Here is a 13,501-nt window from a genome sequence, read left to right as displayed (position 1 = left end):
AGGCCGTCAGGGTTACAGGGCTTTCAGGATTGCATCCACGCTGGCTTTGGCGTCACCAAACAGCATGTGGGTATTTTCTTTGAAGAACAGCGGGTTTTGCACGCCAGCATAGCCGGTGTTCATCGAGCGTTTAAAGACAATCACGTTCTGTGCTTTCCACACTTCCAGCACAGGCATACCAGCAATCGGACTCTTCGGATCATCCTGCGCCGCCGGGTTAACCGTATCGTTAGCGCCAATCACCAGCACAGTATCGGTATCAGCAAAGTCATCGTTGATCTCGTCCATTTCCAGCACGATGTCATACGGCACTTTCGCTTCTGCCAGCAATACGTTCATATGCCCCGGTAATCGACCTGCAACCGGGTGAATACCGAAACGCACATTGATACCACGGGCACGCAATTTCTCGGTGATTTCTGCCACCGGATATTGCGCCTGCGCGACCGCCATGCCGTAGCCTGGGGTGATGATCACCGAGTGCGAGTTTTTCAGCAATTCTGCCGTCTCTTCCGCAGTGATTTCGCGATGCTCGCCAACTTCCTGATCGTCACCGGTGGAAGAACCATCTGTGCCGAAACCACCCGCAATGACGCTGATAAAGGAACGGTTCATCGCCTTACACATGATGTAAGAAAGGATGGCACCCGACGAACCGACCAGCGCACCGGTCACAATCAGCAGGTCATTACTGAGCATAAAGCCCGCCGCTGCCGCTGCCCAACCAGAATAAGAGTTCAGCATCGACACCACCACGGGCATATCTGCGCCACCGATGGAAGCCACCAAATGCCAGCCGAAAACCAACGCAATGGCGGTCATTATCAGCAATGCCAGAACTTGCAGGCCAACGCTTTCAGTGCGAACAAACACAATCAGCAGCAGGAAGGAAACAACCAGTGCCGCCAGGTTCATTTTGTGACGGTTTGGCAGCATCAGCGGTTTAGACGAAATTTTACCGCACAGCTTACCGAACGCCACGACTGACCCCGTGAAGGTTACCGCACCGATGAAGATGCCGAGGAACACTTCCGTCAGGTGAATATTCACCAGAATCGGCGCCATTTCCGCGTCGTGATGCAGATAGCTGTTAAAACCAACCAACACCGCCGCCAGACCAACGAAGCTATGCAGGATCGCCACCAGTTCCGGCATTTCGGTCATTTCGACCTTCTTCGCCAGACGGATACCAATCGCCCCACCGATGACCATTGCCAGTAAGATCCAGCCAACGTTGCCAGTATCCGGTCCAAAGATAGTTGCAATTAAAGCAATCGCCATCCCGGCGATACCGAGGTTGTTACCCCGGCGAGACGTTTCATGTTTTGAAAGCCCGGCCAGACTGAAGATAAACAGGATCGCGGCAACAATGTATGCAGCTGTAACTAATCCTCCAGACATATGTTACCCCTTAGTTTTTGCGAAACATTTTCAGCATACGCTGAGTCACGGTGAAGCCACCGAAAATATTAATGCTGGCTATAAGCACCGCGATAAAACTAAGGAAGCTAACCCAGCCGCCCTGGCCAATCTGTAAAAGTGCTCCGACAACAATAATCCCTGAAATCGCATTGGTGACCGACATCAATGGCGTATGTAGCGCGTGCGAAACATTCCACACCACGTAATAGCCCACAACGCACGCCAGCGCGAACACGGTGAAGTGTCCGAGGAACTCTTTCGGTGCAACATTCGCCAGCCAACCGAAAAGGATAATTGCCAGCGCCATCAAGGCGTATTTACGCCACGGCGAACAGGCACATTTTTCCTCGGTTTTGACTTCCGGTGCTGCTTTTTGTGCCGCCTGCGGCTGAGCTGATACCTGAATCGGCGGTGCCGGCCAGGTAATTTCGCCCGCACGGATCACGGTCACGCCGCGAATCACCACATCATCAAAATCAACAGTGATGTTGCCGTCTTTCTCTTTGCACAACAATTTCAGCAGATTGACGAGGTTAGTGCCATAAAGCTGTGAGGATTGCGTCGGCAGACGCCCCGGAAGATCGGTATAACCAATGACTTTGACGCCATTTTCCGTAGTGAATATTTGCCCCGGCACGGTGTATTCACAGTTACCGCCGTTTTGTGCTGCCAGATCGATAATCACACTGCCCGACTTCATGGAGTCCACCATTTCACGGGTAATCAGTTTCGGTGCCGGTTTGCCTGGAATAAGCGCAGTGGTAACAATGATATCGACGTCTTTTGCCTGCGCAGCAAAAAGCTCCATTTCCGCTTTGATGAACGCTTCCGACATCACTTTGGCATAGCCATCGCCGCTGCCTGCTTCCTCTTTAAAATCCAGTTCAAGGAATTCCGCGCCCATACTCTGAACTTGTTCTTTCACTTCCGGACGAGTATCGAACGCACGCACAATTGCGCCGAGACTGTTTGCTGCACCAATGGCCGCCAGACCAGCAACACCCGCACCAATCACCATGACTTTTGCCGGCGGCACTTTACCTGCCGCAGTGATTTGTCCGGTAAAAAAGCGACCAAATTCATGAGCAGCTTCGACAATAGCGCGATAACCTGCGATATTCGCCATCGAACTTAACGCGTCCAGCGACTGGGCGCGAGAAATACGCGGTACGGAGTCCATCGCCATCACGGTGACGTTACGTTCCGCAAGTTTTTGCATTAGCTCCGGATTCTGCGCAGGCCAGATAAAACTTACCAGCGTTGTACCTGGATTTAGTAGTGCAATTTCATCATCTAACGGTGCATTGACCTTCAGAATGATCTCTGACTGCCAGACGTTATTCCCTTCTACTATTTCAGCGCCCGCTTGCACAAACGCTTTATCGTCAAAACTCGCCAGTTGACCCGCGCCGCTCTCTACCGCGACGGTAAAACCTAGTTTCAGCAACTGTTCCACTGTTTTTGGCGTTGCTGCAACACGGGTTTCATTGGTTAACCGTTCTCTTGGTATGCCAATTCGCATGATATTCCCTTCCATCGGTTTTATTGATGATGGTTTGCCTGTGTTTCAAGTACACAAGCCGCTCATGAACGAGCTAAATGTTACTCCGTTAAAATAAATTAGTAACAAACGTCTATAACGTACTGAAAATAATGCCTGTGATCTAGCGCCAAAAATCAGTATCTCGGCGTTAACTCGAAAAATATTAACGATTCAGCCTTGATAGTGGGATAAACACCATAGAATACAGGATAAGGGGCGATAATTGTCTTCGATAGCCAGGTAAAACATGAGATCACCCCGTCGCGAGCCGCCAGTTAACATTAAATTAACTTATACAATTCAGCCATTTCAGCCATTTTATGTTACTGCGGTTACTTTTTAATCACAGATGATTATTCGAACAGGTTTAAAATCAAATCAAGAAGTCTGATATGAAAAATCACGCAGACAGTTACACCGTTTAAATGCAATAATCAGCCACGTTTCTCGTTAATAACAATACCAGTACCTGGTTTGCGCAAGGCGAAGGATTATTTTTATGAAGCTTAAGAACACCCTCCTGGCGTCGGCACTGCTTTCTGCTACGGCATTCTCCGTTAACGCAGCAACAGAACTGACACCGGAGCAAGCGGCAGCGGTTAAACCTTTTGACCGTGTAGTGGTTACCGGACGTTTCAATGCCATTGGCGAGGCGGTCAAAGCCGTATCCCGCCGCGCTGATAAAGAAGGCGCAGCCTCTTTTTATGTTGTCGATACGTCAGATTTCGGTAACAGCGGTAACTGGCGTGTAGTTGCCGATCTCTATAAGTCTGATGCTGAAAAAGCAGAAACTGAAAAGAATCGTGTGATTAACGGTGTGGTGGAACTGCCAAAAGACCAGGCCGTTCTGATCGAACCGTTTGATACAGTTACCGTCCAGGGCTTTTACCGTAGCCAACCTGAAGTTAATGACGCCATCACCAAAGCGGCGAAAGCAAAAGGCGCATACTCTTTCTATATTGTTCGTCAAATCGATGCCAACCAGGGCGGTAACCAGCGCATTACGGCCTTCATCTATAAAAAAGATGCTAAGAAACGCGTAGTACAAAGCCCGGATGTGATCCCGGCGGATTCCGACGCGGGACGTGCAGCCCTGGCGGCCGGTGGCGAAGCTGCGAAGAAAGTTGAAATCCCAGGCGTTGCCACTACTGCGTCACCAAGTTCCGAAGTCGGTCGCTTCTTTGAAACCCAGTCATCAAAAGGCGGGCGTTACACTGTCACGCTACCTGACGGCACTAAAGTAGAAGAACTGAACAAAGCGACCGCAGCGATGATGGTGCCGTTCGACAGCATTAAGTTCTCAGGTAACTACGGCAACATGACCGAAGTTTCCTACCAGGTTGCTAAACGTGCCGCGAAGAAAGGGGCTAAGTATTACCACATCACCCGCCAGTGGCAGGAACGTGGCAATAACCTGACCATCAGCGCAGATCTGTATAAATAACTATTCAGTATCACGATAAGGCGGCTTTATGCCGCCTTTAGCATTTTTAGTCACAAATTTTCCCCTAACCATTGCATGACGATACATCTCTTCGTAAAATCCCGCGCCTTAGTGACAAACACCATTTTTATGCGTTTTGTCCTAATATTTATTCTTCCAAACACGTTTTGATCACTGGATACAGATGGAAAAGAAACTGGGACTGAGCGCGCTCACTGCGCTGGTATTAAGCTCAATGCTGGGCGCAGGTGTTTTCAGTCTGCCGCAAAATATGGCGGCGGTAGCCAGCCCGGCAGCATTATTGATCGGCTGGGGTATCACCGGCGCAGGGATTTTATTACTGGCCTTCGCTATGCTGATCCTGACGCGTATTCGTCCCGACCTTGACGGCGGTATCTTTACCTATGCCCGTGAAGGGTTTGGCGAACTGATTGGTTTCTGCTCCGCATGGGGATACTGGCTGTGCGCAGTTATCGCCAACGTCTCCTATCTGGTGATCGTCTTTTCCGCATTGAGTTTCTTCACCGATACGCCGGAATTGCGCCTGTTTGGCGATGGCAATACCTGGCAATCGATTGTCGGTGCATCCGCCTTATTATGGATTGTTCACTTTTTGATCCTGCGCGGTGTGCAGACCGCTGCCAGTATTAACCTGGTGGCGACGCTGGCAAAATTATTACCGCTAGGTCTGTTTATTGTTCTGGCGATGATGATGTTCAAACTGGACACCTTCAAACTCGACTTCACTGGCCTTGCACTTGGTATACCGGTATGGGAACAGGTGAAAAACACAATGTTGATCACACTGTGGGTATTCATTGGCGTGGAAGGTGCAGTGGTGGTTTCTGCGCGAGCGCGTAATAAACATGATGTCGGCAAAGCAACACTTCTGGCGGTACTTTCCGCGCTGGGCGTTTATTTACTGGTAACTCTGCTTTCGCTGGGGGTGGTAGCACGCCCTGAACTGGCTGAAATCCGTAATCCCTCTATGGCCGGCCTGATGGTGAAAATGATGGGGCCGTGGGGTGAGATTATCATCGCTGCCGGACTGATCGTTTCCGTTTGCGGCGCGTACTTAAGCTGGACCATTATGGCGGCAGAAGTCCCCTTCCTGGCTGCCACTCATAAAGCATTCCCGCGCATTTTTGCTCGCCAGAATGCGCAAGCTGCGCCGTCTGCCTCACTGTGGCTGACCAACATCTGCGTGCAAATTTGCCTGGTACTCATCTGGCTAACCGGTTCCGATTACAACACATTGCTCACCATCGCCTCAGAAATGATTCTGGTGCCCTATTTCCTGGTTGGCGCGTTCCTGCTGAAAATCGCTACCCGTCCACTGCATAAAGCAGTAGGTATCGGTGCCTGCATTTATGGCTTATGGTTATTGTACGCCTCTGGCCCAATGCACCTGCTGTTATCCGTCGTTCTGTATGCACCTGGGCTTCTGGTGTTCCTGTACGCGCGTAAAACGCATACACATGATAATGTACTGAATCGTCAGGAAATGGTGTTAATTAGCATGTTGTTAATTGCCGCAGTTCCGGCGACCTGGATGCTGGTGGGATAACGTTCGTCCCATCGTTGGATAGCAAAGGAGATAACGATGGGTAAAACCCACCCCTTGCCAATATTAATTACTGGCGGAGGCCGTCGCATTGGCCTCGCCCTCGCCTGGCATTTCATTAATCAAAAGCAACCGGTGATTGTCAGCTATCGGACGCGCTATCCTGCCATTGATGGACTGATTAATGCGGGTGCGCAATGTATTCAGGCTGATTTTTCAACCAACGACGGTGTGATGGCGTTTGCCGATGAGGTACTAAAAAGCACCCATGGCCTGCGTGCTATTTTGCACAACGCCAGCGCGTGGATGGCTGAAAAACCAGGTACGCCACTGACTGACGTGCTGGCCTGCATGATGCAAATCCACGTTAATACCCCATACCTTCTTAACCACGCTCTGGAAAGATTACTGCGTGGGCACGGACACGCCGCCAGCGATATCATTCACTTTACCGATTATGTGGTGGAGCGCGGAAGCGACAAACATATTGCCTATGCTGCGAGCAAAGCGGCGCTGGATAATATGACACGCTCGTTTGCCCGCAAGCTGGCACCGGAAGTGAAAGTGAATTCTATCGCGCCATCGCTGATCCTGTTTAATGAGCATGATGATGCTGAATATCGTCAACAGGCGCTGAATAAATCACTGATGAAAACCGCACCAGGCGAGAAAGAAGTGATCGACCTGGTCGATTATTTACTCACCAGTTGCTTTGTTACCGGACGCAGTTTTCCGCTTGATGGCGGTCGACATCTGCGTTAATGCAGCTTCATCCAGCATATAATCAACACCCATGCGCTTATCCCCCAGCACGCAACGGAACCCACAAAAGCGGCGGGCAAGCGCATTATTCCGGTGAAATACCACAGCGACGCCAGGTAAATAAGATAGGGAATAATCGACCACATGCTGAAAATGATGGTTGCGCGTAAGGCTTCAATGCCGCGTTCGCTGGCAACAATATAATGCGCAATAAGCGCAAAGGTCGGGAAAAGCGGAATCAGCCCGGCGATATAGTAATTTTTCGTTTTTGCTAATACACCAATTAACACCACCACCAGCGCACCAAGCGCGGCTTTGATTACCAGCCCCATCTTTTTACCTTAACACTTCCATAACAAGTCATCCCTAGAATACCTGATGAAAACTTGTTTAGGAACGATTGATAGTAAGTAAAAACAACGCGGTGTATTGTGACGTTTTTATATCTACCGTGAATAATATGAACACTATCGTATTTGTGGAAGATGACGCGGAAGTCGGTTCACTGATTGCCGCGTATTTGGCGAAACATGATATACAGGTAACCATTGAACCTCGCGGCGACCATGCAGAAGAAACAATTCTGCGGGAAAATCCGGATTTGGTGCTCCTCGATATCATGCTACCAGGCAAGGACGGCATGACTGTCTGTCGTGATTTACGCACTAAATGGAGCGGGCCTATAGTTCTGCTGACATCTCTCGATAGTGATATGAACCACATTCTGGCTCTGGAAATGGGCGCCTGCGACTATATTCTCAAAACAACGCCCCCCGCAGTCCTGCTGGCGCGGTTACGTTTACATTTGCGTCAGAACGAGCAAACCACGCTGACCAAAGGTATACAAGAAGCACCTCTTACTCCTTATAAGGCATTGCATTTCGGCACGTTAACCATCGATCCCATTAACCGTGTAGTTACGCTTGCTGACTGCGAAATTTCACTCTCTACCGCCGATTTTGAACTGCTCTGGGAATTAGCCACCCACGCGGGGCAAATTATGGACAGAGATGCGTTGTTGAAAAATTTACGCGGCGTCAGTTTCGACGGTCTGGATCGTAGCGTGGACGTGGCTATTTCGCGGTTAAGAAAAAAACTGCGCGATAACGCTGCCGAACCTTATCGCATTAAAACCGTGCGAAACAAAGGCTATCTGTTTGCGCCTCATGCGTGGGAATAAGCGATGAAAAAACTGTTTATCCAGTTTTATCTTCTACTGTTTGTCTGCTTTCTGGTGATGTCCCTACTGGTTGGGCTGGTGTACAAATTTACCGCCGAACGCGCGGGCAAACAGTCGCTGGATGATTTGATGAACAGTTCTCTATACCTGATGCGTAGCGAATTGCGCGAGATCCCCCCACACGACTGGGGAAAAACGCTGAAAGAGATGGATTTAAATCTCTCTTTTGATCTGCGCGTCGAACCGTTGAGTAAATATCATCTCGATGAAATCTCCATGCATCGACTGCGTGGCGGCGAAATTGTCGCCCTGGACGATCAGTACACATTCTTACAGCGTATACCGCGCAGCCACTACGTGCTGGCAGTCGGTCCCGTGCCTTATCTTTATTACCTCCATCAAATGCGATTACTGGATATCGCGCTGATCGCTTTTATTGCCATCTCCCTCGCCTTTCCCGTGTTTATCTGGATGCGTCCGCACTGGCAGGACATGTTAAAACTGGAAGCAGCGGCGCAACGATTTGGCGATGGGCGTCTCAATGAACGTATTCACTTTGATGAAGGTTCGAGTTTTGAACGGCTTGGCGTGGCGTTTAACCAGATGGCGGATAATATCAACGCCTTGATTGCCAGTAAAAAACAGCTTATTGACGGTATCGCCCACGAACTGCGAACGCCGTTAGTGCGCCTGCGTTATCGACTGGAGATGAGCGAAAATCTGAGCGCAACAGAATCTCAGGCGTTGAATCGCGATATCAGCCAACTGGAAGCCTTAATTGAAGAGTTGCTGACTTATGCCCGACTCGATCGCCCGCAAAATGAGCTCCATCTTAGCGAACCAGACCTGCCGTTGTGGCTGTCAACGCATCTGGCCGACATTCAGGCACTAACTCCCGATAAAACGGTACGGATAAAAACCATCATGCAAGGTCATTATGCGGCGTTGGATATGCGCTTGATGGAGCGCGTGCTGGATAACTTGCTCAATAATGCCCTGCGCTACTGCCATTCAACAGTCGAAACCAGCCTGCTACTGGCAGGAAACAAAGCGACATTAATTGTTGAAGATGATGGTGCAGGGATTGCACCACAGGATCGAGAGCATATCTTTGAACCCTTTGTTCGCCTCGACCCCAGCCGTGACCGTGCAACCGGCGGCTGCGGGCTGGGACTGGCAATTGTCCACTCAATTGCACTGGCAATGGGCGGCACGGTTAATTGTGACACCAGCGAACTGGGCGGCGCCCGCTTCTCGTTTAGCTGGCCGTTATGGCACAACATTGCGCAATTTACCTCTGCCTGACGCTACGCGCACGGTGGTCAAGTCGTCGCCACTGTGCTATAACATAAGTATGTTGTAACTAAAGTGGTGATTTTATGGCTCGTTACGATCTCGTAGATCGACTCAATACTACCTTTCGCCAGATGGAGCAAGAACTGGCCGCATTTGCCGCTGAGCTTGAACAGCACAAGTTGCTGGTTGCCCGGGTATTCTCTTTACCGGAAGTCAAAAAAGAGGATGAGCATAATCCGCTGAATTGCATTGAAGTTAAGCAACATCTCGGCAAAGAGGCGCAGGCGCTCGCGCTACGTCATTTCCGCCATTTGTTTATTCAGCAACAGTCTGAAAATCGCAGCAGCAAGGCCGCTGTTCGTCTGCCCGGCGTGTTGTGTTATCAGGTTGATAACCTTTCACAAGCGGCGCTGGTAAGTCATATCCAGCGCATCAATCAACTTAAAACCACTTTCGAGCATATCGTCACGGTTGAGTCAGAACTTCCTACGGCGGCGCGTTTTGAATGGGTGCATCGCCATTTGCCGGGGCTGATCACACTGAACGCTTACCGCACCCTCACCGTTCTGCATGACCCCGCAACTTTACGTTTTGGCTGGGCGAATAAACATATCATTAAGAATTTGCATCGTGATGAAGTGCTGGCGCAGCTGGAAAAAAGTCTGAAATCACCCCGCAGCGTCGCACCGTGGACGCGTGAGGAGTGGCAGGGAAAACTGGAGCGTGAATATCAGGATATTGCTGCCCTGCCACAGGACGTGAAGTTAAAAATCAAACGTCCGGTAAAGGTGCAGCCGATTGCCCGCGTCTGGTACAAGGGAGATCAAAAACAGGTACAACACGCCTGCCCTACGCCGCTTATTGCACTGATTAATCGGGATAATGGCGCGGGCGTACCGGACGTTGGCGAGTTGTTGAATTACGATGCCGACAATGTGCAGCACCGTTATAAACCGCAGGCGCAGCCGCTTCGTTTGATCATTCCACGGCTGCACCTGTATGTTGCAGATTAACGCCCGGATTTCATGCTGCCGACCATCTGTTCTGGTCGTACCCAGCTGTCAAACTCGGCTTCGCTAAGATAGCCCAGCGCAAGGGCTGCAGCTTTTAAGGTCAGCCCTTCTTTATGCGCTTTTTTTGCAATCTCGGCGGCTCTGTCATAGCCAATGTGGGTGTTGAGTGCGGTCACCAGCATCAGCGATTCATTGAGTAATTGATTGATTCGCTCACGATTCGGCTCAATCCCCACTGCACAGTGTTTGTTAAAACTTTCCATGCCATCTGCCAGCAAGCGTACCGATTGCAGGAAATTGTGGATAACCATCGGGCGGAAGACGTTCAGTTCAAAGTTTCCGGAAGCGCCACCCATGTTGATCGCCACGTCGTTCCCCATCACCTGACAGCAAAGCATGGTTAACGCTTCACACTGCGTTGGGTTCACTTTCCCAGGCATGATTGAACTGCCCGGCTCGTTTTCCGGGATTGAGATTTCACCAATTCCGCAGCGAGGGCCAGATGCCAGCCAACGAACGTCATTGGCAATTTTCATCAGTGACGCAGCCAACCCTTTCAAGGCGCCGTGCGCCTGAACCAGCGCATCACAGGTCGCCAGAGCTTCAAATTTGTTCGGCGCGGTAACAAACGGCGCGCAGGTAATTACCGAAAGTTCATCCGCAACGCGACGCGCATATTCCGGATGAGTGTTCAGCCCCGTCCCTACTGCTGTACCACCCAGCGCCAGTTCCGCCACGTGCGGCAGACTGTACTCGATATGTTTGAGATTATGCTCCAGCATCGCTACCCAGCCAGAAATCTCCTGCCCCAGCGTCAGCGGCGTGGCGTCCTGCAAGTGGGTACGACCAATTTTGACGATATCGGCAAATGCACGCGATTTTTCACTCAGCGTCTGTGTCAGGGTTTTAAGCTGCGGAATGAGTTGCTTGCGCAGCGCCAGCATCGCCGCAACATGCATCGCTGTCGGAAAGACATCGTTGGAACTTTGGCTTTTGTTCACGTCGTCATTAGGGTGAACTTTACGTTCCATCCCGCGCACGCCGCCGAGCAATTCGCTCGCGCGGTTAGCCAGCACTTCGTTCATATTCATATTGCTTTGCGTACCGGAACCGGTCTGCCAGATAGCCAGCGGAAATTTATCGTCATGCTGTCCCGCCAGCACTTCATCTGCCGCCTGACGAATGGCACTCGCTTTCTCTTCAGACAGCAAGCCTAAATCTTCATTAACTTTTGCCGCTGCGCGCTTGGTTAGCGCCAGCGCATGAATCAGTGAGGTTGGCATTTTCTCCGTCGAAATGCGGAAATGCTCCAGCGAGCGTTGAGTTTGTGCGCCCCACAGCTTATCTGCCGGGACATCGATCGCACCCATCGAATCTTTTTCGCTGCGTACTGTTTTCATGGACTGCTCCTCACCTGATTAATTTTTTCTTTCTGTTTTGCTTACGTTAAGCAACTTTTAGCTCACTCATTATTTACTATTTGATAACAAATGTTTGGTCTTTCGTGCCATGTAAAAAAGCCGCCCCGAAGGACGGCTCTGTTTATTTCACGCAGCGGGTGCACTGCGTGAGCTGTATCTGCTGGAAGAAGTCATTTCCTTTATCATCCACAAGAATAAACGCCGGGAAATCTTCCACTTCAATTTTCCAGATCGCTTCCATTCCCAGTTCAGGATACTCAACACATTCCAGACTCTTAATACTGCCCTGCGCCAGCACTGCCGCCGGGCCGCCAATACTGCCGAGGTAGAAGCCACCGTGTTTTTTACAGGCATCCGTCACCTGCTGGCTGCGGTTGCCTTTCGCCAGCATGATCATACTTCCGCCCTGCGCTTGCAGTTGATCGACATAAGAATCCATCCGTCCGGCGGTCGTTGGGCCAAGAGAACCGGAAGCATAACCTTCTGGCGTTTTTGCAGGACCCGCGTAGTAAATCGGGTGATCTTTGATGTATTGCGGTAGCCCTTCGCCGTTGTCCATGCGCTCTTTCAGTTTGGCGTGGGCAATATCACGACCGACGATAATCGTGCCGTTAAGCGATAAGCGCGTAGAAACGGGATACTGCGACAACTGTGCGAGGATCTCTTTCATCGGACGGTTAAGGTCAACGCGAACCGCTTCGCCTTCTCCCGCTTTGCGCAGCTCTTCCGGAATATATTTGCCTGGATTATGTTCCAGTTTTTCGATCCAGATCCCCTGACGGTTGATCTTCGCTTTGATATTACGGTCAGCAGAACAGGAGACGCCCATTCCGACCGGGCAGGATGCACCATGACGCGGCAGGCGAATCACGCGGATGTCGTGAGCGAAGTATTTACCACCAAACTGCGCGCCCAGTCCAAGATTTTGCGCTTCGATCAGCAATTCTTTTTCCAGCGCCACATCGCGGAACGCCTGACCGTGCTCATTCCCTTCCGTTGGCAGTTCGTCATAGTATTTAGCGGAAGCCAGTTTCACCGTTTTAAGGTTAGTTTCCGCAGACGTTCCGCCAATAACGAACGCAATATGATACGGAGGACACGCCGCCGTACCCAGCGTGCGCATTTTCTCAACCAGGTAATTTTTCAGTTTCCCCGGCGTCAATAACGCTTTGGTTTCCTGATAGAGATACGTCTTGTTTGCCGAACCGCCACCTTTGGCGATACAGAGGAATTTGTACTCGTCGCCATCAACAGCATAAAGATCGATCTGCGCTGGCAGATTGGTGCCGGTATTCACCTCTTTATACATATCCAGCGGCGCATTTTGCGAGTAGCGCAGGTTATCTTCGATATAGGTGTTATAGACACCGCGCGCCAGCGCCGCTTCGTCACCGCCACCGGTCCATACGCGCTGCCCTTTTTTACCAACGATAATCGCGGTGCCAGTGTCCTGACAGGTTGGCAGAACGCCTTTTGCCGCGATATCGGAGTTACGCAGGAATTGAAGCGCCACATATTTATCGTTTTCGCTGGCTTCCGGGTCACGCAAAATGTCGGCCACCTGCTGTTGGTGAGCCGGTCGCAGCATAAATGACGCATCATGAAACGCCTGACGCGCCAGCAGAGTTAACGCTTCGGGTGCGACTTTCAAAATCTCCTGCCCTTCAAATTCAGATACGCTAACGTGTTCGCTGGTCAGCAGGTAATACTCGGTATCATCTTTTTTGAGTGGGAAAGGAGCCTGATAATGAAAGGGTTTGTTTGACATTGTTCTCTCACTTACTGCCTGGTTTGGTTATGCTCTGGGCGGGTGTTCCGTTGCCCTGTTAAAAGCGAGTAACAATATCCTACACACT

11 protein-coding genes are annotated in these 13,501 nt (G+C 50.6%); 6 read left to right on the top strand and 5 right to left on the bottom strand.

Features of this window, described 5'->3' with window-relative positions:
- Nucleotides 1-12 precede the first annotated feature (12 nt).
- Nucleotides 13-1,401, bottom strand: coding sequence for a Re/Si-specific NAD(P)(+) transhydrogenase subunit beta (gene pntB, locus A7098_RS05250; RefSeq protein WP_000014065.1), 1,389 nt, complete (start codon nucleotides 1,399-1,401; stop codon nucleotides 13-15).
- A gap of 10 nt (nucleotides 1,402-1,411) precedes the next feature.
- A complete protein-coding gene (pntA, locus tag A7098_RS05245) occupies nucleotides 1,412-2,944 on the bottom strand; it encodes a Re/Si-specific NAD(P)(+) transhydrogenase subunit alpha (protein WP_105280447.1) in 1,533 nt (510 codons plus the stop codon).
- A gap of 520 nt (nucleotides 2,945-3,464) precedes the next feature.
- Here pntA and ydgH point away from each other — a divergent pair.
- The 3 genes from ydgH (at nucleotide 3,465) to folM (ending at nucleotide 6,735) form a co-directional block, all read left to right on the top strand.
- Complete coding sequence (gene ydgH / locus A7098_RS05240) at nucleotides 3,465-4,409, top strand: DUF1471 family protein YdgH (RefSeq protein WP_000769335.1); 945 nt, start codon at nucleotides 3,465-3,467, stop codon at nucleotides 4,407-4,409.
- Between the two features lie 184 nt (nucleotides 4,410-4,593).
- Entirely contained in the window at nucleotides 4,594-5,976 is a 1,383-nt protein-coding gene (locus tag A7098_RS05230) for an amino acid permease (RefSeq protein WP_000412364.1), read from the top strand.
- A 36-nt stretch (nucleotides 5,977-6,012) separates the two neighbouring features.
- Nucleotides 6,013-6,735, top strand: a complete 723-nt coding sequence (gene folM, locus A7098_RS05225) for a dihydromonapterin reductase (RefSeq protein ID WP_000520631.1) — start codon at nucleotides 6,013-6,015, stop codon at nucleotides 6,733-6,735.
- On the opposite strand, the gene A7098_RS05220 is transcribed toward folM, so the two are convergent.
- Nucleotides 6,732-7,067: a GlpM family protein gene (locus A7098_RS05220; protein WP_000524885.1), complete on the bottom strand. Its 336-nt coding sequence runs from the start codon at nucleotides 7,065-7,067 to the stop codon at nucleotides 6,732-6,734. The two genes, folM and A7098_RS05220, sit on opposite strands and share 4 nt — an antisense overlap.
- A 128-nt stretch (nucleotides 7,068-7,195) precedes the next feature.
- Between A7098_RS05220 and rstA the strand changes: the two genes are divergently transcribed.
- The 3 genes from rstA (at nucleotide 7,196) to tus (ending at nucleotide 10,224) form a co-directional block, all read left to right on the top strand.
- The gene (gene rstA / locus A7098_RS05215; RefSeq protein ID WP_105280446.1) at nucleotides 7,196-7,915 is read left to right on the top strand and encodes a two-component system response regulator RstA; all 720 of its coding nucleotides are present in this window, start codon (nucleotides 7,196-7,198) and stop codon (nucleotides 7,913-7,915) included.
- A gap of 3 nt (nucleotides 7,916-7,918) precedes the next feature.
- The gene (gene rstB, locus A7098_RS05210) at nucleotides 7,919-9,220 is read left to right on the top strand and encodes a two-component system sensor histidine kinase RstB (protein WP_105280445.1); all 1,302 of its coding nucleotides are present in this window, start codon (nucleotides 7,919-7,921) and stop codon (nucleotides 9,218-9,220) included.
- Between the two features lie 74 nt (nucleotides 9,221-9,294).
- Complete coding sequence (gene tus, locus A7098_RS05205) at nucleotides 9,295-10,224, top strand: DNA replication terminus site-binding protein (protein ID WP_000135175.1); 930 nt, start codon at nucleotides 9,295-9,297, stop codon at nucleotides 10,222-10,224.
- On the opposite strand, the gene fumC is transcribed toward tus, so the two are convergent.
- Complete coding sequence (fumC, locus tag A7098_RS05200; RefSeq protein ID WP_105280444.1) at nucleotides 10,221-11,624, bottom strand: class II fumarate hydratase; 1,404 nt, start codon at nucleotides 11,622-11,624, stop codon at nucleotides 10,221-10,223. The genes tus and fumC overlap by 4 nt on opposite strands.
- A gap of 142 nt (nucleotides 11,625-11,766) precedes the next feature.
- Entirely contained in the window at nucleotides 11,767-13,413 is a 1,647-nt protein-coding gene (gene fumB, locus A7098_RS05195) for a class I fumarate hydratase (protein WP_000066634.1), read from the bottom strand.
- Nucleotides 13,414-13,501 lie beyond the last annotated feature (88 nt).

The organism is Escherichia sp. MOD1-EC7011 (assembly GCF_002965005.1).
Classification (GTDB): domain Bacteria; phylum Pseudomonadota; class Gammaproteobacteria; order Enterobacterales; family Enterobacteriaceae; genus Escherichia; species Escherichia ruysiae.
This window is presented reverse-complemented; position numbering and strand designations above follow the sequence as displayed.